This window comes from Streptomyces sp. TN58 (genome assembly GCF_001941845.1).
Classification (GTDB): domain Bacteria; phylum Actinomycetota; class Actinomycetes; order Streptomycetales; family Streptomycetaceae; genus Streptomyces.
The window spans coordinates 7275063-7293850 of record NZ_CP018870.1 but is presented as its reverse complement, the minus strand read 5'-3'; the positions used below and the strand labels follow the sequence as shown (position 1 = coordinate 7293850).

At 72.8% G+C, this 18788-nt stretch carries 20 protein-coding genes and 1 pseudogene; 9 read left to right on the top strand and 12 right to left on the bottom strand.

Features of this window, described 5'->3' with window-relative positions; all coding sequences use genetic code 11:
* Positions 1–174: 174 nt before the first annotated feature.
* The 3 genes from BSL84_RS33070 (at position 175) to gap (ending at position 3063) form a co-directional block, all read left to right on the top strand.
* Positions 175–819 carry a LysE family translocator gene (locus BSL84_RS33070; protein WP_030036165.1) on the top strand — a complete coding sequence of 215 codons (645 nt, stop codon included), beginning with the start codon at positions 175–177 and terminating at the stop codon, positions 817–819.
* 84 nt (positions 820–903) lie between these two features.
* Positions 904–1860: a GlxA family transcriptional regulator gene (locus BSL84_RS33065; RefSeq protein ID WP_030036167.1), complete on the top strand. Its 957-nt coding sequence runs from the start codon at positions 904–906 to the stop codon at positions 1858–1860.
* Between the two features lie 204 nt (positions 1861–2064).
* The gene (gap, locus tag BSL84_RS33060) at positions 2065–3063 is read left to right on the top strand and encodes a type I glyceraldehyde-3-phosphate dehydrogenase (protein ID WP_045324024.1); all 999 of its coding nucleotides are present in this window, start codon (positions 2065–2067) and stop codon (positions 3061–3063) included.
* Between the two features lie 73 nt (positions 3064–3136).
* Here gap and BSL84_RS33055 read toward each other — a convergent pair whose 3' ends face one another.
* Entirely contained in the window at positions 3137–4675 is a 1539-nt protein-coding gene (locus BSL84_RS33055) for a glutamate synthase subunit beta (protein ID WP_075971855.1), read from the bottom strand.
* A gap of 182 nt (positions 4676–4857) precedes the next feature.
* Positions 4858–6051 carry a serine hydrolase domain-containing protein gene (locus tag BSL84_RS33050; RefSeq protein ID WP_075971854.1) on the bottom strand — a complete coding sequence of 398 codons (1194 nt, stop codon included), beginning with the start codon at positions 6049–6051 and terminating at the stop codon, positions 4858–4860.
* Positions 6052–6301: 250 nt separating this feature from the next.
* Between BSL84_RS33050 and BSL84_RS33045 the strand changes: the two genes are divergently transcribed.
* Entirely contained in the window at positions 6302–6802 is a 501-nt protein-coding gene (locus BSL84_RS33045; protein ID WP_030036175.1) for a hemerythrin domain-containing protein, read from the top strand.
* A gap of 24 nt (positions 6803–6826) precedes the next feature.
* Here BSL84_RS33045 and BSL84_RS33040 read toward each other — a convergent pair whose 3' ends face one another.
* The 3 genes and pseudogenes from BSL84_RS33040 to BSL84_RS37865 all read right to left on the bottom strand — a co-directional run.
* On the bottom strand, positions 6827–8035 hold the full coding sequence (locus BSL84_RS33040; protein WP_075971853.1) for an anhydro-N-acetylmuramic acid kinase: 1209 nt from the start codon (positions 8033–8035) through the stop codon (positions 6827–6829).
* Positions 8032–8688, bottom strand: a complete 657-nt coding sequence (locus BSL84_RS37870) for an MFS transporter (RefSeq protein WP_420711226.1) — start codon at positions 8686–8688, stop codon at positions 8032–8034. The genes BSL84_RS33040 and BSL84_RS37870 overlap by 4 nt, the downstream gene beginning before the upstream one ends.
* A 12-nt stretch (positions 8689–8700) precedes the next feature.
* A pseudogene (locus BSL84_RS37865) lies at positions 8701–9342 on the bottom strand (MFS transporter); the annotation flags it as partial.
* A 312-nt stretch (positions 9343–9654) separates the two neighbouring features.
* Here BSL84_RS37865 and BSL84_RS33030 point away from each other — a divergent pair.
* Positions 9655–10101 carry a C40 family peptidase gene (locus BSL84_RS33030; RefSeq protein WP_030036180.1) on the top strand — a complete coding sequence of 149 codons (447 nt, stop codon included), beginning with the start codon at positions 9655–9657 and terminating at the stop codon, positions 10099–10101.
* 144 nt (positions 10102–10245) lie between these two features.
* Here the strand turns inward: BSL84_RS33030 and BSL84_RS33025 are convergent, their stop codons facing one another.
* Positions 10246–10482 carry a hypothetical protein gene (locus BSL84_RS33025; protein ID WP_030036182.1) on the bottom strand — a complete coding sequence of 79 codons (237 nt, stop codon included), beginning with the start codon at positions 10480–10482 and terminating at the stop codon, positions 10246–10248.
* A 164-nt stretch (positions 10483–10646) separates the two neighbouring features.
* On the opposite strand from BSL84_RS33025, the gene BSL84_RS33020 reads away from it, so the two are divergent.
* The gene (locus BSL84_RS33020; RefSeq protein ID WP_158880195.1) at positions 10647–10964 is read left to right on the top strand and encodes an SCO4225 family membrane protein; all 318 of its coding nucleotides are present in this window, start codon (positions 10647–10649) and stop codon (positions 10962–10964) included.
* Between the two features lie 105 nt (positions 10965–11069).
* Positions 11070–11258, top strand: coding sequence for an antitoxin (locus BSL84_RS33015; RefSeq protein WP_030036186.1), 189 nt, complete (start codon positions 11070–11072; stop codon positions 11256–11258).
* A 635-nt stretch (positions 11259–11893) separates the two neighbouring features.
* Here the strand turns inward: BSL84_RS33015 and BSL84_RS33010 are convergent.
* Entirely contained in the window at positions 11894–12493 is a 600-nt protein-coding gene (locus BSL84_RS33010) for a 2'-5' RNA ligase family protein (protein ID WP_079273386.1), read from the bottom strand.
* 53 nt (positions 12494–12546) lie between these two features.
* Positions 12547–13371: a crotonase/enoyl-CoA hydratase family protein gene (locus BSL84_RS33005; RefSeq protein WP_075971852.1), complete on the bottom strand. Its 825-nt coding sequence runs from the start codon at positions 13369–13371 to the stop codon at positions 12547–12549.
* Between the two features lie 200 nt (positions 13372–13571).
* Here BSL84_RS33005 and BSL84_RS33000 point away from each other — a divergent pair, with 200 nt between their 5' ends.
* Complete coding sequence (locus tag BSL84_RS33000; RefSeq protein ID WP_030028458.1) at positions 13572–13793, top strand: hypothetical protein; 222 nt, start codon at positions 13572–13574, stop codon at positions 13791–13793.
* Positions 13794–13809: 16 nt separating this feature from the next.
* Here BSL84_RS33000 and BSL84_RS32995 read toward each other — a convergent pair whose 3' ends face one another.
* Positions 13810–14238: a Fur family transcriptional regulator gene (locus tag BSL84_RS32995; protein ID WP_030028456.1), complete on the bottom strand. Its 429-nt coding sequence runs from the start codon at positions 14236–14238 to the stop codon at positions 13810–13812.
* Between the two features lie 310 nt (positions 14239–14548).
* On the opposite strand from BSL84_RS32995, the gene katG reads away from it, so the two are divergent.
* The gene (katG, locus tag BSL84_RS32990) at positions 14549–16738 is read left to right on the top strand and encodes a catalase/peroxidase HPI (protein WP_045321384.1); all 2190 of its coding nucleotides are present in this window, start codon (positions 14549–14551) and stop codon (positions 16736–16738) included.
* A 54-nt stretch (positions 16739–16792) separates the two neighbouring features.
* On the opposite strand, the gene BSL84_RS32985 is transcribed toward katG, so the two are convergent.
* The 3 genes from BSL84_RS32985 to BSL84_RS32975 all read right to left on the bottom strand — a co-directional run bounded on the left by BSL84_RS32985 (position 16793) and on the right by BSL84_RS32975 (position 18573).
* Positions 16793–17347, bottom strand: a complete 555-nt coding sequence (locus BSL84_RS32985; RefSeq protein WP_030028452.1) for a hypothetical protein — start codon at positions 17345–17347, stop codon at positions 16793–16795.
* Between the two features lie 126 nt (positions 17348–17473).
* Complete coding sequence (locus BSL84_RS32980) at positions 17474–18094, bottom strand: nucleoside/nucleotide kinase family protein (protein ID WP_045321382.1); 621 nt, start codon at positions 18092–18094, stop codon at positions 17474–17476.
* 68 nt (positions 18095–18162) lie between these two features.
* Entirely contained in the window at positions 18163–18573 is a 411-nt protein-coding gene (locus tag BSL84_RS32975; protein ID WP_030028449.1) for an Ig domain-containing protein, read from the bottom strand.
* Positions 18574–18788 lie beyond the last annotated feature (215 nt).

Sequence of the window (18788 nt, the reverse complement as noted above, 5' to 3'; positions counted from 1 at the left end):
CAGGAGCCGTCCGGCAGGCGGGCGTCGTGGGGTCCGCGGATCCGCTGACCGGCCGGCTTGTATCCTCCACGAAGTCGACCGCGGCACTGCCGACGCGTCGCAGCCGCCCGTCACACAGCCGGGCGCCACCCCACTCCGGGTACGGCTACCCGGCAAGCGATCGGGAGTTGACCGGTGATCAGTCTGGCCGCGGTGGGCGGAGTGGCCCTGATCGAGCTGGGCATGGCCCTGACTCCGGGACCGAACATGATCCACCTGGCGTCTCGCGCGATCACCCAGGGCCGCAGGGCGGGCCTGGTCAGCCTGAGCGGGACCGCGGTGGGATTCGTGTGCTATCTGGTGGCCGCGGCCGCGGGCCTGTCCGCGCTGTTCGCCGCCGTGCCGCTCGCGTTCACGGTGGTCAAGCTCGCCGGGGCCGCCTACCTGGCCTACCTGGCCTGGGGGATGCTCAAGCCCGGTGGCCGTTCGCCCTTCGCGCCGGCCGGGGACCTGCCTCCGGTCTCCGACACCCGTCTGTTCTCGACGGGGCTCCTGACCAACCTGCTCAACCCCAAGATCGCCCTCATGTACGCCGCTCTTCTGCCCCAGTTCATGGATCCGCAGGCCGGCCCGGACTGGGCGCAGCTGCTCCAGCTCGGTGGTGTGCAGATCGTCGTGGGGATCTCCGTGAACGGTCTGATCATGCTGGGCGCGGCACGGGTGTCGGGGTTCCTGGCCGCCCGGCCCCGCGTGATGACCGCTCAGCGGCTCGCGTCGGGCGGCCTGCTCGGCTTCTTCGCGCTGCGCACCGCCCTGTCGCGTACGCCCGCGGCGGCCTGAGCCGGATCCGCCCCGGGACTGCCGCGATGGTCCCGGGCGGGCGGGCGGCGCCTGATCCGCCGGACACCCCCTAGGCTCGGTAGCGTGCCAGCCTCCCCTCTCCACCGTGTCGCCGTCCTCGTCCTGGAGGGCGCGAAGCCGCTCGACGTGGGCATCCCCGCGCAGGTCTTCACGACCCGCGCGAGCATGCCGTACGAGGTGCGGGTGTGCGGCGCTGCCCCCGGGCTCGTCGCGGGCGGCGACGGGCTCTCCTACCACGTGACGCACGGGCTGGACGCCCTCGCGTGGGCCGACATCGTCTTCGTCCCCGGCTACCGCTTCCCCGACCGCGAGGACCCGCCGCGGCCCGTCATCGACGCGCTGATCGCGGCCCACGAGCGGGGCGCGCGGCTCGCCGCCATCTCGACGGGCGCGTTCGCGCTCGCCGCGACGGGCCTGCTCGACGGTAAGCGCGCGACGACACACTGGCACTACGCGCGGGCGCTCACCGCCAAGCACCCGCTCGTCCGGGTCGACGAGAACGTCCTGTTCGTCGACGAGGGCAGCGTCCTCACCTCGGCGGGCGCCGCGTCCGGCATCGACCTGTGCCTGCACATCCTGCGCGGCGATCTCGGCGTGGCCGCGTCGAACCACGCGGCGCGGCGCCTGGTGGCCGCCCCCTACCGCAGCGGCGGCCAGGCGCAGTACGTGCCGCGCAGTGTGCCGGAGCCGCTCGGCGAGCGGTTCGCCGCCACCCGGGAGTGGGCGCTGCGCCGGCTGGGCGAGCCCCTCACCCTGGAGTCGCTGGCCCGGCACGCCGGGGTGTCGCCTCGTACGTTCTCGCGGCGGTTCTCGGAGGACACCGGGTACACGCCGATGCAGTGGGTCATGCGGGCCCGTATCGACGTGGCACGCGAGCTGCTGGAACGCTCACAGCGCGGTGTCGAGCAGATCGCGGCCGACGTCGGCCTCGGCACCGGGGCGAACCTGCGGCTGCACTTCCAGCGGATCCTGGGGACCAGCCCGACCGAGTACCGGCGCACCTTCACCAAGGGCGAGTAGGGGTGCGGGCGTCGGCGACCGACGACAACGCGGCGAGCGCGCGTGCCGGGCCCCGCCACCCAGACGGGACTTCGACGACACCCCCTACGGCCGTGAGGATCGCGCCATCGCCGCTGGCGGGATCCTTTTGAACAGTGGCGATCACGCCGCTGTCGCGGGCGGGCACGGGAGGCGAACCTGATGGCGAACGAAAGGGACTCGCTCATGACTCGCATCGCCATCAACGGATTCGGCCGCATCGGACGCAACGTGCTGCGCGCGCTGCTGGAGCGCGACAGCGACCTTGAGGTCGTCGCCGTCAACGACCTCACGGAGCCGAAGGCCCTCGCGCGGCTCCTCGCGTACGACAGCACCTCCGGCCGGCTCGGCCGCCCGGTGACCGTCGACGGGAACACCCTGGTCGTCGACGGCCGCCGCATCACGGTGCTGGCCGAGCGGGAGCCGGAGCAGCTGCCGTGGGCCGACCTCGGCGTCGACATCGTGCTGGAGGCCACCGGCCGCTTCACCTCGGCTGACGCCGCCCGCGCCCACCTCAAGGCGGGGGCGAAGAAGGTCCTGGTCAGCGCGCCGTCGGACGGCGCCGACGTGACGCTGGCGTACGGTGTCAACACGGACGCCTACGACCCGGCCGTGCACACCATCGTCTCGAACGCGTCGTGCACGACGAACGCGCTCGCCCCGCTGGCCGCGGTCCTGGACGAGCTCGCGGGCATCGAGCACGGCTTCATGACCACGGTGCACGCCTACACGCAGGAGCAGAACCTGCAGGACGGCCCGCACCGCGACCCGCGCCGCGCCCGCGCCGCCGGCGTCAACATCGTGCCGACCTCCACGGGCGCCGCGAAGGCGATCGGCCTGGTCCTGCCGCAGCTCGACGGCAAGCTGCAGGGCGACTCGATCCGTGTGCCGGTCCCGGTGGGTTCCATCGTGGAGCTGAACACGACCGTCGCCCGCGAGGTGACGCGCGAGGAGATCCTTGAGGCGTACCGCGCCGCGGCCGAGGGCCCGCTGGCCGGTGTGCTGGAGTACTCGGACGACCCGCTGGTGTCGTCCGACATCACCGGCAACCCCGCCTCGTCGATCTTCGACTCGGAGCTCACCCGCGTCGAGGGCCGCCACGTCAAGGTCGTCGCCTGGTACGACAACGAGTGGGGCTTCTCGAACCGCGTGATCGACACCCTCACGCTCCTGGCCGCGGGCTGAGCAGCCGCCCCGCCGTCAGTGACCCGCGCTCCGGCCGGCCCCTCGGGCCGGCCGGAGCGTGCCGTTACCCTCCTCAGTAGTCCCCGTAGCGCATGCGGCCTAGCGCCGACATCGGCAGGTCGTGCGCGGCGATCGGGGCCGGCAGGCACGTCGAGCCGGTGAGGTAGCGGTCCACGGCGGCTGCCGCCGCCCGGCCCTCGGCGATGGCCCACACCACGAGCGACTGCCCCCGGCCCGCGTCACCCGCGACGAACACCCCCGGCGCCCGGCCGCCGCGCGCCGCGAAGCCGGCGTCCCGCGCGAAGTTGCCGCGACCGTCGAACTCCAGGCCCAGCTGCTCACGCAGACCGCCCGCCCGCTCGGGGCCCGAGAAGCCGAGCGCCAGCAGGACCAGCCCGGCCGGCAGGACCCGCTCGGTACCCGCCAGCGGGCTGCGGCCCACCGGCTCGACGGCGGTCAGGTGCAGAGCCCGTACCCGTCCCGAGGCATCCCCCTCGAAGCGCAGGGTCGCGCAGGCGAACAGCCGCGGGTCGCGGCCTTCGCGGCCGCGGGCCTCGGCGTGCGCGTGGGAGATCCGGTACGTCCTGGGGTACACCGGCCAGGGCTCGTCGTCGGTGCGGCCGGGGCCGGGCTCCGGGTTGATGTCGAGCTGGGCCACGGAGATCGCGCCCTGCCGCAGGGCCGTACCCATACAGTCGGATCCGGTGTCGCCGCCTCCGACGATGACCACGTGCCTGCCCTCGGCGGTGACGGGCGAGTCGACCCGGTCGCCCTCCTGGACCCGGTTCGCGCAGGTCAGATAGTCCATGGCCTGGTGGATGCCGCGCAGCTCGCGGCCGGGGACGGGCAGTTCCCTGCGCTCGCCCGCTCCGACCGCGACGACGACGGCGTCGCACCGGCCGCGCAGCTCCGCCGCGTCGGCGTCGGCGCGGGTACGGGCGCCTCCTTCGGCCGCGGCTCCGACGTCGTGGCCGGTGACGAAGACCGTGCCCTCGGCGCGCATCTGCTCGATCCGGCGGTCCAGGTACGCCTTCTCCATCTTGAACTCGGGGATGCCGTAGCGCAGCAGGCCGCCGATCCGGTCGGCCCGCTCGTGGACCGTGACCGCGTGGCCGGCCCGGGTCAGCTGCTGCGCGGCGGCCAGTCCGGCCGGGCCGGAGCCTATGACGGCCACGGTCTTGGCGCTGTGCCGTCCGGGCGGCCTCGGTTGCATGTAGCCGCGCCGCAGGCCCTCGTCCGCGATCGTCTGCTCGACGTTCTTGATGGTCACGGGGTCGGCGTTGATCGAGAGGACGCAGGCGTCCTCGCAGGGGGCGGGGCAGAGCCGTCCGGTGGCCTCGGGGAAGTTGTCCGTCGCGTGCAGCCGCTCGTACGCCTCGTGCCAGTCGCCGTGGGCGGCGTACGCGTTCCACTCGGGTATGAGGTTCCCGAGGGGGCAGCCGGTGTGGCAGAACGGGATTCCGCAGTCCATGCAGCGGTCGGCCTGCCGGGAGACGAGCGGGAGCAGGGCCTGGCCCGCGTGGACCTCGTGCCAGTCGCCGAGCCGTTCCTCGACGGGGCGGGGCGGGACGGGCTCGCGGGGGATCCTGAGGAAGCCGAACGGATCGGTCACTCGCCGCCTCCCTGGATCGTTCGCGGCGGGGTGTACGGGTGCGCGCACCGCGCTTGCGGCGCGCGCGTTCAGTGGCGGTCCGACCAGGTTACGCCGCCTCCGTGTCGGGCGCGCAGGGCCGCTCGGCCGTGCGCGCCCGCCAGCTCAGAGGCTCAGGCTCGGGGGTGCGGGCTCGGGGCCGGTCACCCGCGCAGCAGGGCGCACACGAAGTCCTCCTGGACGTCCCGGACCCGCGCGAGCAGGTCCGGGTTGGCGGTCAGTGACGTCTGGGTGGTGATCGTGAAGGTCAGCGAGCGGCTGCCGTCCGCGGTGGCCGCCGCGAGCTGTGTGTAGCCGGGCGTGTTGCCGGTGTGACCGTACACCGTCCCGCAGCGGGTGGTGTAGCGGTAGATGGCCAGGCCAGCGTCGGTGCGGCCCGGGCCGGGGGGCTGGGACAGCGCACCGGGGATGAACCGGAACTGCTGACGGCGGGTGCGGTCGGAGATGAGGGCGCCGCCCGCGTAGCCCCGGATGAAGGCGGTCAGGTCCTTGGGGGTCGAGACGATGCCCCCCGCCGCCCAGGCTCCGGAGGCGCTCACGGCCTCGCTGACGTCGACGGGCCCTTCCTCCGGGTCGATCTGGTAGCCGTGGAGGAAGGGTACGGGCAGCCGGTAGCCCTGGGGCAGGCTGGTGGCGGTCAGGCCGAGCGGCCGGTACACGAGCTCGCGCAGCAGCGTCTCGTACCGGCTTCCGGTGGCGGCCTCGGCCATGAGGGCGACGGCGATGTTGTCGGAGTTGGAGTACTGGTAGCGGCTGCCCGGCCGGAACGCGAGGTCCTCGCCGGCGACGAACTCCAGCAGGCGGCGCGAGTCGAAGCGGTGGCGGGGATCCGCCGAGACGATGTCGCGGAACTCCTGGGAGGCCGAGTAGTCGGGCAGCCCGCTGGTGTGGTTGAGGAGTTGGCGCAGGGTCACCTCGTGCCAGGCGGCGGGCTGGTCGGGCAGGACCTCGCCGATGGTGGAGTCCAGGCTCAGCCGACCGCGGTCGACGAGGCTCAGGGCCACGGCCCCGCTGAAGGCCTTGGCGACGCTGGCGATGCGCATGTGGTCGGTCGCGCTCGGCGGCCGGCCGTTCTCCAGGTCGGCCACGCCCGCGCGGTAGACCTTCGTACGGTCGCCGTCGCGCAGGACGGCGATGACTCCGGGGGGCCCGTCGGGGCGGTCGACGAGGTCGCGGAGCTCCTGGCGGAGGTCCGCGCCGGTAAGCGGCGGCGGGTTGCGGTCCGCGACGGCCTGCGCGGGCGGCACACAGACGCCGAGCAGGGCGCCGCACACGACGGTGGCGGCGGCCAGGGACGGACCGATCCGGCGGGCGTGGCCGTACGGGCGTGGGGACACGGCGGGACCTCCAGGGAGACGGAGCGCGGGGGCCCACGATGGCACCGGCGGCGTCGATGCCGGTGCAGACACGGCCGCGCGCGGGCGGCCGTGGCCCATCCGGCCCTGGCCGGGACCAGACCGCCTGCTCGGCGGCCGGGTGTCCCCGCAAGGTGCTCCGCCGCTGATCGCGGGTGGTCGGAGGGTTTCAGGGCGCGGCGAGCGAGCAGGCGCGAGGAGACCGTGAACACCGATCGAGGAGGCGTGTGGAATGGCGGACCAGGGCAAGGGCCAGGACGTGGTCGCGGTGATCCTCAAGGACCACCGCACGATGGAGGAGCTCTTCCGCCGGATGCGGAGCATCGAGGCCGACCGCGAGGCGGCCCGGGACGAGTTCTCGGCGTTGCTCATCGCGCACGGCGAGGCCGAGGAGGCCGAGGTGTACGGCGCGCTCAAGCGTTTCCGGGGCGTCGACGACGACGAGGTGGAGCACGGCGAGGAGGAGCACGCCGAGGGCAACGAGGCGCTGCTGAGGCTCCTGGAGGTGGAGGACGTCGGCTCCGAGGAGTGGGACGAGCGCCTGGAGGACCTCGTCAAGGCGGTCTCCCACCATCTGGACGAGGAGGAGCGGACCATCCTCAACGGCACCCGGGAGAACGTCCCCGACGAGCGCAGGGCCGAGCTGGGCGCGGCGTTCCTGCGGGAGCGGGAGAGGCAGCTCGCGTCGGACTGCGGCAGCATCGAGAACGTCCGCAAGATCGTGGGCAGGTGACCGGCCCGGCCGGGGCGCCGGCCCTCAGGGCGGCGCGGTTGGCCGTGCGTCGGGGCCGTCCGCCCGCAGGGACAGGGAGCTCGGGGCGAGGGGCGCCGGGGCCGGCAGTCGTAGCGGGCCGCTGCCGGGGGTGATCGACCCCAGGACCCGGGGCCCGGCCGCCCCGGTGCAGCCGGGTGCGTTGCCGGGGAGGCCGTGCACGGTGAGGTAGCCGAGTACGGCGAACGCGTACGCCTCCTTCGCCGCGGCGGGCAGCCCCAGTTCCTCCGAGGCGCGCAGCCGCGTGCCGGCCAGTTCGGCGCGCAGCATCGCGGTCAGCGTCGGGTTGCGCACCCCGCCTCCCGAGGCGAACACCTCGGTGGCGCCCAGCGGCCGCAACGCGTCGGCGACGGTCCGGGCTGTGAGGCGCGTCAGTGTCGCGACGACGTCCTGCGGCGGCAGCTGCCCGAACTCCCCCAGGTGGGAACGGAGATACCCCTGGTGGAACAGTTCCTTGCCGGTCGTCCGCGGGGCGGGCAGCCGGTAGTACGGCTCGGTGAGCAACCGTCGCAGGAGGCCTTCGTGGACGCGTCCGGAGGCCGCGAGCGCGCCGCCCTCGTCGTACGCGAGCCGCCCGCCGCTCAGCTCGCGTACCGCGGCGTCGATCAGGGCGTTGCCCGGGCCGGTGTCGAAGGCCACGGGAGCGCCGTGCCGGGGTACGACGGTGACGTTGGCGATGCCCCCGATGTTCAGGGCGGCCGGCACTCCGGTCCGGCCGCGCAGCAGCATCAGGTCGATCAGGCCGACGAGGGGGGCGCCCTGCCCGCCGGCGGCGACGTCGCGCGTCCGGAAGCCGGAGACGACCGGGCGCCCGGTGGCCTCGGCGATCCAGGCGGGCTCGCCGAGCTGGAGGGTTCCGTGGACCCGTCCGTCCGCGGCCCAGTGGTACACGGTCTGCCCGTGCGAGGCGATCAACTCCGCGCTCCCCCGGCACAGTTCGCGGTCGGCGCGTACGGCGAGCCGGCCGAAGGCCTGTCCGATGCGGGTGTCGAGACGGCACACGTCGGCGAGTGCGGTGGGCGCCGGGGGCAGGGCCCGCGCGAGCTCGCCGCGCAGGTCTTCCGGGTACGGCTCGCTCACCATGCCCAACGGGGTGAGGTGCAGCGTGCCGTCCCCGGGCCGGTGGTCGAGGTCGCAGGCGGCCGCGTCCACGGCGTCGTACGAGGTCCCGGACATCAGGCCGATCACCCTCATCGCAGCGGCTCCCGGTGGTCGTCGCCGCGCAGGGTCAGCAGCGCCGCGGCGCTGACGGCGCAGGCGCCGGCGGCGTAGTGGGCGGGGACCGCGGTGTCCCCGGTCCTGGCGGTGAGCGTGGTGACGACGAGCCCCGCACAGCCGGAGAACACGGCGTTGGCGAGGGAGTAGGAGAGTCCGAGCCCGGTACAGCGGACGCGTCGGGGGAACATCTCGGCCAGCATGGCCGGCCCGGGTCCGGCGAGCAGGCCCACCAGCGCGCCGGCCGCGAGGACGGCCGCGGCCCGGGTGTGCGGGGACACCCCGGGCGACTGGAGCAAGTCCAGCAGGGGGTGGGCGAGTACGGCGATCCCCAGCGCGCCGGCGAGCATGACGGGGCGCCTCCCGACGCGGTCGCTGAGCAGTCCGGCGGGCAGGATCGACGCGGCGAAGCCGAGGTTGACGAGGGTGGTGGCCAGCAGGGCGTCGCGGAACGACGCGCCGAGCGCGGACTGCAGATGGGACGGCAGCACGACGAGGAAGGTGTAGCCGGCCGCCGACCAGCCCAGGATCCGTCCGATGCCGAGTGCGACGGCACGCGCCTGTTCCGCCAGGGTGGTTGTGCCGGCCCGGCGGAGCGCGGCGGTGGGCGGCCCGCCCGGGGGCTCCTCCAACGCCGTGCGCAGCCACAGCGCGACGATGCCCAGCGGCAGGGCCAGCAGGAACGGGATCCGCCACCCCCACGCGTACAGCGCCCCGGCCGGCAGGGCGGTGGCCAGGGCCGCCGCCGTGCCGGCACCGGCCAGCAGGCCGAGGGCGACGGTGAAGGACTGCCATGCGCCGTAGAGGCCGCGGCGGCCGGGTGGCGCGTACTCCACCATCAGGGACACCGCTCCGCCGAACTCGCCTCCGGCGGACAGCCCTTGGAGCACGCGCAGGAACGTGAGCAGCCAGGGCGCCGCGGCTCCAATGTCGGCGCGCGTGGGGAGCAGTCCGATCAGGGTGGTGGCGAGCGTCATGAGGCCGACGACGAGCACGAGGGTGGGGCGGCGGCCGAAGCGGTCACCGATACGCCCGAACAGGAGGGCTCCGACGGGCCGGAAGAAGAAGGCGAGGGCGAACGAGGCGTAGGTGGTGACCAGCGCTTCGGCGCCGCCGCCGGGGCTTCCGGCGTGCGGGGTGAAGAAGTTGGCCGCGATGACGGTGGCGAAGCAGCCGTAGACGCCGAACTCGTACCACTCGACGAGGTTGCCCGCCGAACCGGCGAGCAGGGCTCGGCGGGCCGCGGTGCGGGGCGGCGGCGCCGGGAGCAGTTCGGTCGGGCTCACCCGTGCTGCGTGCCCGCTCCGCGGCGGGCCGATGCCTGTCGGCGTCCCGATTCAGCACAACGGCGGCGGCCTGATGGTCATCTGTTCGTATCATCTCGAATCGAACGCAAAATCGGGACAAATCACATCGTGTCCGATGCGGCCGAAACAGGGCGTGCGGGAAAACTGGTCCGCCGTCAGAGCCAAGACGACTGCCACCGAGAACAGGACCAGGCCACTGATCTGAATCGTCGCCTGCCAACCGATTGCGGAGGTGTCACGATGTCCTGCTCCAGGACCGACTTCCGAAAGGCCCTCAAGGGCACTTCTCCGATGTGCTGTTGCCCCAGAGCACGCGCCGTCTTCTTCATACTGCTCCTCGCGGCCGGCGCCCTCGCCGGCCCCACGGACCCGGCTCACGCGGCGCCGTCGTACGGCGCGAAAGCCGTCAAGGTGGCCGCCTCCAAACAGGGCTCGCCGTACGCCTACGGCGCCACCGGCCCCAGACGCTTCGACTGCTCGGGCCTGACCCTCTACGCCTTCAAGAAGGCCGGCAAACGCCTCCCACGCACCGCCGACCAGCAGTACGAGCACACCCGCCACATCCCCGCCGCCGACCGCACGGCCGGTGACCTGGTCTTCTTCCCCCGGGGAGCGACCATGACCCACGTCGGCATCTACGCCGGCAACAACAGGATCTGGCACGCTCCGCGTCCCGGCACGACCGTGCGCCTGGAACGGATCTGGAGCAGAGCGGTCCGATACGGACGCGCCACCTGAGCGATCCTCCGCACCGCCTGCCCGGCAGTGACCGGCGCACGCGCGTCGACGTCGAACGCCCCCTGGTCACCGATCCTTTCTCGGTGGTGCGTGTGACCTGCAAGCGGGCGACGGCACGGCGCAGCCGCCCGGCACAGTGAAGGGCTAGTGCAGCCGCCAGGTCAGTTTCCCGCCGCCGACCCAGCGGACCGCGTCCGGATCGTCGAGGTCGTGGATGGTGATCCCCGCATCCGCGGCAGCCAGGATCACATCGGTCATGGATGTCGCCATACGGACCACCTCCCCGTCGATCTCGACGATCCGGAACGGCGGGTCACCGGGCTGCACCCCCAGGACTGTGACCCGCGCCGAGGACATGTACGGGCTCATGCTCTCTGTCATGCGGAGATCGTTCCATGCCGACCGCCGTGTCCCGCCCATTGGCAGCGCGTCGGCCGCCCGCAATGAGTACGTCCACTGAGTACGCGTACTCTGACGCGCCCGGCGGGCCGGCCCCACCATGGTGATCATCAAGGCCGTCCCACCCGGGCAACACGAGGAGTCCCATGCGTTCTGGACCGGTGCGCACCTTCGCCGTCCTCACCTTCGGCAACTGGCTGTCGGGGACCTACCTCGGCCTGGCCGCGCTCCTGCTGCTGGCAGGCGCCGGCGACGGAGGCGACCAGACGGCCGGGATATTCGCCCTGATGCTGGCCGTCCCCACCGGGGCCCTCCTGCTTTCGGTGGTCAACTCGCTGGGGGCGTGGGCGCAGACCGGCGCCGTCATCTGGTGCATCCTGGCGTTCTCGTACCTCTTCCACGCCTACCTGCTCGGCCTGATCGCCCGCGCGGTCCGCCGGAAAGGGGAGCGCGTCAGCCTCTGACGGCCGGCGGCGTACCGGTATCCGGCGAGGTCAGAGCCTCGCGGATGCGGCCAGGTCGATCATCGGCAACCCTTGCCGTGGGGGACGAACCCGAAGGAGGCCGTCATGTCGATGATGGACAAGCTCAAGCAGATGCTGCGCGGTCACGAGAGCCAGGCCGACCAGGGCATCGACAAGGCCGGCGACTACGTCGACGGCAAGACGCAGGGCAAGTACAGCCGCCATGTGGACACCGCGCAGGACAAGCTCAGGGAGCAGATGCGGCGCGACCAGGGCAACCCGCCCCAGACCTGACCGGCTGCCCCGGGCGGCTGCTGGGGCTCCGCCCCAGACCCGGCGCCCTTCCGCTCCCGCGGGGGTGGCGGTTTCGGGCGTCGGCCCGGGTCGGTGGTGCTGGGGCGCTGCCCCAGACCCCGCGCCTCAATCGCCGGCGGGGCTTGGGTGGTGTGGGGTGGTGCCCCGCCGGAATGTCTCCTCGGCTCGCGCGGTGCCCAGGATTGCGGAGGTGGGTCGGTGGTGCGCGCTCGTCCTGCGGGGACACTCCGCCGTGTCCCCACCCCACGGCAGTGCATTCGCCCGTACCCGGCAGCCGCCCAAGGCGCCTCCTGACACCCCCTCGTCGCGGTTGGAGCGGGGACGGGCAGGGGTGTCCCCGCAGGACGAGGCGTCACCACCGAGCACCGTGGTGATCGCTCGCGCTCGCCGAGCCGAGGAGACACCCCTGCCCGGCCCCGCGACCGCCCGCACCACACCAGCCCCGCCGGCGCTTGAGGCGCGGGGCCTGGGGCAGAGCCCCAGCACCACCGGCCCGGGGGCCACCCCCAAACCGCCACCCCCGCGGGAGCGGAACGGCGCGGGCCCTCCTGGAGCGCCTGCGTGCCGCCCTGCCGCAGGCGTCCCCGGCGGAGGACGGGCCGGCGGATCCGGTTTCAGTGCGCTGACCATGTGGTGGTGGCCGTGCCCAGGCCGATCACGGCACGGGGCCGCATGGGCTCGTCACCGCGGCGGGAGAGCAGCACGATCTCGTCGACCCGGGCCGCCGTGCTGCCCAGGCGGGCCGCGCATTCCGCGGCCAGGGGCCGGGGGGTGCGGGTGCGGCCGAGCGAGAGGTGCGGTGTGAACACCGGGAACCGGCCGCGGCATGCCGGGAAGGGCTCCGCGAGGCTCTCCTGGAGCGCCGTCCACGGTGCGAGGCCGGCGGCGGCGGGGTCGAGCCACACGGTGGCGCAGCCGCGGTGCCGGAACGCCCGCACTCCGCTGAGCCTGATGTCGAACGGCTCGATGCCGGCCGCGGCGGCCGCCAGCAGTGGCGCGGCGCGGGCGAAGTCGGCCTCGGGTACGAAGCCGAAGAGCAGGTTGACGTGCGGCGGCCAGCGCCGGATCTGGGGGTCGTGCTCGGCCCGGATGCTCTGGAGGGCGGGCCACAGTGCCGCCGGGGGGAGCCACACCACGGCGGTCCGGGGCGTGGGGGCGACCCCGAGGAAGCCGGGGACGCCCGCTCCGCCGCCGGCGGCCTGGGACACGTTCACACCGCCATGATGCCCCCGGTGAGGCGGCACAAGGAGCGGGCAGGCGGGCGGCCTCAGCCGGCGAAGGAGCCGTGGCGGCCGGCTCCCGCGGCGAAGCGGTCGGCGCCGGCCTGCGTCTCGCCGGAGGTGAGCGCGGCGAGGCCGTGCCGGTGTTCGGCCGCCAGGGCCTCCCGCTCCCCCAGGCCGTGCTGTTCCCGTACGGAGAGCCGGTCGTGGCGCAGGCACGTCTGCGGGAACCGGGCGATCTCGCGGGCGAGGCGTTGCGCCGTGCGCCGGGCTTCTCCCGGCGGGACGAGGCGGTTGACGAGCCCCATCCCGTGGGCCTCGGCGGCGGTCACGGGGCGGCCGGTGAGGATGAGGTCCATGGCGCGGCTCTCGCCGATCAGGCGGGGCAGCCGCACCGTACCGCCGTCGATCAGGGGCACGCCCCAGCGGCGGCAGAACACGCCGAGGGTCGCGTCCTCCTCGGCAACCCTCAGGTCGCACCACAGGGCCAGTTCGAGCCCGCCCGCCACCGCGTGCCCGCTGATCGCGGCGATCACCGGTTTGCCCAGTTCCATCCGGGTGGGTCCCATGGGGCCGTCTCCGTCGGCCCGCACCCGGTTGCCGCGGTCGGTCCCGACGGTCTTGAGGTCCGCGCCGGCGCAGAACGTACCGCCCTCGCCCCACAGGACGGCGACGGCGGCGTCCTCGTCCGCCTCGAAGGCGCGGAAGGCGTCGGCGAGCCGGGCCGCGGTCGGGCCGTCGACCGCGTTGCGGACTTCCGGGCGGTGGAGGATCACCGTGGTGACGGGGCCGTCCCGTTCGACGCGGACGGCGCCCGGTTCTGCGGACGCGGCGGCGGATGTCGTCCCGGGCGGTTCGGAGGTCGTGGCCACGGCGGAGCTCCATGGGTCGAGTGGTGCCGGCGGATGCGGAGGAGGTGCGATCGACCACTCTGGGGCAATCACGCGGCCGGCACGAGAGGGCCCGGATGGACGGGACCGACGGCTGTCCGCGGACGCATGTTCGGAGCAGGCCGAACGGGGTATACGCCCGGTCCGGATCCGATGAAGCGACGCAGACGGCGAGACCTGAGATGTCCCAGTGCAAGATCCCCGACTACCGCACCGGCCACCGCGGCCGCCACTGGACGCATGCCCTGCGCAGCGCCCAGCGGGCCGGAGCCGTGATCGTGACCGACGACACCCGGGAGCCGGTCGGCTACGCCCACGACAGCACGGGGCCCGGCCGCTTCCGGCCGTGGATCACCCCCGCGGGCGACCGCTACGACAGCCGTGACGTCCACCCGGAGTGGTAGGCCGGGGCCTGCGCTCTCAGGCGTGGGGCGGAGCGGCCGCGCAGGAGGGGCACAGCCCGCGGTAGACGATCTCGACGTCGGACACCGTGAAGCCGAAGCGCTCCTGCGCAGGCAGGCCGGCCAGGGGGTCGCCGCCCGGGTGGACGTCCCGGATGAGGCCGCAGCCGGAGCACACCAGGTGCTGGTGCGGCCGGTGGGCGTTGGGGTCGTACCGTTTGGCACGCCCGTGTGCGGAGAGTTCCGCGACCTCGCCGAGGGTGACCAGCTCGCCCAGGGTGTTGTAGACACTGGCGCGGGAGATCTCGGGCAGCCGCAGAGCCGCGCGTGCGTGCACCTCGTCAGCGGTGAGGTGCACGTGCTCTCCGTCGAGGACCTCCGCCACGACACGCCGCTGGGACGTCATGCGCCAGCCGCGTCCCCGCAGCCGCTCCAGCAGGTCACTCATTTCGGCTCACCAGTTCACGCTCGGCGGGACAAAGGATCCAGACGGACCTGTGAGAGGCCCGAAAAGGCGAGCTACAGGTTACCCGGCGGTGATGCCTGAGAGGCATTTCGTCGCGACAGAGCGATAACGATGATCGCACGATCTCTGCTGTTCTCCCTCTTTCCCGCGCGGGCGGGAGCCGGAAAGCGTCTTGGGCGGGGAAGCCCTGCGTGTTCTCTGCGCCACGCGGTCTGCGGTGCGCGACCATACGGACGCCGTCAAGAGCGAGCAGCCAGCAGTGGGAAGCACCGAGACAGGAAGAAGGACGGACGTGTCCGGCAGCGAAAGCGAGAACCCAGCAATCCCCTCCCCCACCCCCGCGCCCACTCGTCCCCGGACGAATCGGGACTGGTGGCCGAACCAGTTGGACCTCCAGGTTCTCCACCAGAACTCGCCCCAGGCCAATCCGATGGGCGAGGACTTCGACTACGCGGAGGAGTTCGCGTCCCTGGACGTCGACGCGCTGAAGCGGGACGTCTTCGAGGTGATGACCACCTCGCAGGACTGGTGGCCCGCCGACTACGGCCACTACGGGCCGCTCTTCATCCGGATGAGCTGGCACGCCGCGGGCACCTACCGCATCGCCGACGGCCGCGGCGGAGGCGGTTCCGGCGCGCAGCGCTTCGCCCCCCTCAACAGCTGGCCGGACAACGCGAGTCTGGACAAGGCGCGCCGTCTGCTCTGGCCGGTCAAGCAGAAGTACGGCCGTAAGATCTCCTGGGCCGACCTCCTGGTTTTCGCGGGTAACTGCGCGATGGAATCGATGGGGTTCAAGACTTTCGGTTTCGGATTCGGACGGCAGGACATCTGGGAGCCGGAGGAGGTCTTCTGGGGGCCGGAGGACACGTGGCTCGGCGACGAGCGCTACAGCGGTGACCGGGAACTCACCGGGCCTTTCGGCGCCGTGCAGATGGGCCTGATCTACGTCAATCCAGAAGGCCCCAACGGCAATCCGGATCCGCTTGCGGCCGCCAGGGACATTCGTGAGACGTTCGGGCGCATGGCGATGAACGACGAGGAGACGGCCGCGCTCATCATCGGCGGCCACACCTTCGGCAAGTGCCACGGCGCGGTCGATCCGGAGTACGTCGGCCCGGAGCCGGAGGCCGCTCCGCTGGAGCAGCAGGGTCTCGGCTGGCACAACTCGTACGGCAGCGGCCGGGGTGGCCACACGATCACCAGCGGGCTTGAGGGCGCCTGGACGAACGAGCCGACGAAGTGGGACAACGGGTACCTGGACAACCTGTTCGGGTACGACTGGGAGCTGACGAGGAGCCCGGCCGGGGCGCAGCAGTGGACGCCCAAGGACGCCTCGGCGCAGGGCACGGTGCCGGACGCGCACGATCCCGCCAAGCGGCACGCCCCGATGATGCTGACGACGGACCTCGCGCTGAAGCTGGACCCGGTCTACGCACCGATCGTGAAGAGCTTCCACGAGAACCCGGGCAAGCTTGCCGAGGCGTTCGCCAAGGCCTGGTACAAGCTGCTGCACCGCGACATGGGGCCGCTGTCACGGTACCTGGGCCCGTGGGTGGCCGAGCCGCAGCTGTGGCAGGACCCCGTCCCCGCGGTCGACCACGAGCTGGTCTCGGCCGGTGACGTCGCCGCTCTGAAGGGCCGGATCCTCGCCTCCGGGCTGTCGGTCTCCCAACTGGTCACCACCGCTTGGGCGTCGGCGGCCAGCTTCCGTGGCACCGACATGCGGGGCGGGGCCAACGGTGCCCGGATCCGGCTGGCGCCGCAGAAGGACTGGGAGGTCAACGCTCTGCCCGAGGTGACCGAGGTGATCGGGGCCCTGGAGGGGATCCAGCGGGACTTCAACGGCTCGCAGGACGGCGGGACGAGGGTTTCCCTCGCCGACCTGATCGTCCTGGGCGGCTGTGCGGCGATCGAGCAGGCAGCGAAGAACGCCGGGCACGACATCACGGTTCCGTTCGCGCCGGGGCGCACGGACGCCACGCAGGAGCAGACCGACGTGGAGTCGTTCGCCGTGCTCGAACCGAGGGCCGACGGGTTCCGCAACTACCTTCCGGCGGGAGAGAAGCTGTCTCCGGAGACCCTGCTGCTGGACCGTGCCTGCATGCTGAACCTGACGGCTCCCGAGATGACGGTGCTGGTCGGCGGGATGCGGGCGCTGAACACCGGCTTCCGCGGGTCCGCGCACGGCGTGTTCACCGACCGGCCGGAGACGCTGACCAACGACTTCTTCGTCAACCTGCTGGACGTGGGGACGCAGTGGAAGGCGTCGACCGCGGACGAGAACGTGTTCGAGGGCCGGAGCGGCGGCAAGGAGGAGCCGAAGTGGACGGCCACCGCCGTGGACCTTGTCTTCGGTGCGAACTCCCAGCTCCGGGCCATCGCGGAGGTGTACGCGTCCAAGGACGCGCGGGAGAAGTTCGTCCGTGACTTCGTGGCGGCCTGGGACAAGGTCATGAACCTCGACCGGTTCGACCTCGCCTGACGCGGACGTCCCGGCCGGCTGCGCGGGGCGGCCGGCCGGGACGTCAGCGGTGTGTCAGAGGGAGCTCTTGGAGGCGCTGGAGACCACGCACTCCTTGTACTCGCTGCCGTCGCCCTTGCCGGTGTACGGCGTGGTGGCCTCGGTCTGCTGGGAGGCGCCGGCCTTGACCTTGAGTCCGGTGACCCGGGCCTGGGCGGCGACCGCGCTGGACCCGGGGCCCGGGTTGAACTTCATGGTGATGCTGTAGGTCTGGTCCAGCGAGCCGCTGTTGGTGACGGTCAGCCGGGCGACCAGGTTCTTGCCGGCGCTGTCCAGCTTGCAGCTGTCGATCTTGATGTCGCGCTGGGCCTTGTCCCGGCTGGTACCGCCGGTCGTGGTGGTGCCGCCGGAGCTGCTGCTCGTACCGCTGGTGCTGTCGCTGCCACTGGTCGTACTGCCGCTGCTGCTGTCGCTGCCGCTGGAGGTGCTGCCGCTGCTGCTGCCGCCGGAGCTGCTGGAGCTGGAGCTGCTGCCTCCGCCACAGCTGGCGCCGTGGGAGCCGCGGGCACCCGTCAGAGCGACGACGGCGATGCCGAAGACGGCTATTGCACGGACATGACGAAACTTCACGTTTGTACCCCGTTGGAATGTCAGGAACCGAAATGCGCTCGCCTTGACGAGCACACGTCACCCTAACAGCGGATTCGGACAACCTCATTCCGCCACGCCCGGTCCGCGGAAGCACGCGGGCGGGCGTCAGCCGGTGTCGACGACGAGGTCGGCACGGTGACGGCAACGGGCGACGAGGCGGGCGTTCGCCTCGTCCGAACGGCCCACCCACGCGCGGGCGTCGGCCGGCCCCTTCCCGTGCCGCACATGCCGTTCGATCAGGCGGCGGATCCGCGTGTCCTCGTCCGGGGCGCAGTACCAGCTCTCGTCGAGCAGAGGCCGCACCGCGGCCCACTCCCCCGCGTCGTGCAGCAGGTAGTTCCCCTCGGTGATCACCAGCGGCACGTCCGGGGGCACGGGGATGCTGCCCGCGATCGGCTCCTCCAGGGAGCGGTCGAAGGCGGGCGCGTAGACCGTGGCGCCGTCGGACGCGCGCAGGCGGAGCAGGAGCGCCACGTAGCCGGCCGCGTCGAAGGTGTCCGGGGCGCCCTTGCGGTCGGCGCGCCCCAGGCGGTGCAACTCGGCCTGGGCGAGGTGGAATCCGTCCATCGGGACCACCGCGGCCGTTCGCGGGCCGAGTGCTTCGGCCACCCGGGCGGCGAGGGTCGACTTCCCGGATCCGGGCGGTCCGGCCACGCCGAGGATCCGCCGACCGCCGCGGCGGGCCAGCCCGGCCGCCCTCTCCACCAGCTCAGTCGTCCTCTGCACGTGCGTATCCTGCCCGAGGATCGGGCGGTGCGGGGACGGGGCGGCGGCGGGCCGGGCCGGCCTGGGGGTCAGCAGCGGGGGCAGGCGTCGCGAATGACGCGCCAGGTGAAGGTGGTCGAGGCCGGGGCGCCTGCGGCGTCCCGGACGGTGACGGTGACCGTGCGGGTTCCGCTGCCGCGTACGACACCCGAGATCAGACCGGTCGAAGCGTTGATCGTCGTGCCGAGGTGCAGGTTGGAGGCCGACCAGGTGTACGGCGCGACGCCACCGGTGGCTTTCATCTGCAGGCGGACCGCGTCCCACTGGAGGTTCACCTGGTTGCCCGGGCTGGCCACGACGGGGGCGGCCGCGGCGTCCCGGACGACACCGGTGGCGGCCTGCGGTGCGGCGACGGCCTGGCCGGCGGGAGCGGCCAAGAGGGCCGCCAGGCCGATGGCCAGGGCCGCGAGTCTGCGCTGGGTGGGTAAGTGCGTGCTCAACAGGACCTCCGAACTGGTCGTGGTACGGGCGGTTGCGACAGGAGTCCCCGACTACGTCAACGCCCGTGCCGGATACGTGTGTTCGAGGTGCGATATGGCGTCGGCATCATAGGCTGCCCGGCCCGCCGCGTCGATGGGTTCTCCCGCGGGCGTCCGATGCCCGATTGGAGTGGATCTCCTCGCGCGGACGCCGTCTGAGGGCCCCGGACAGCCTG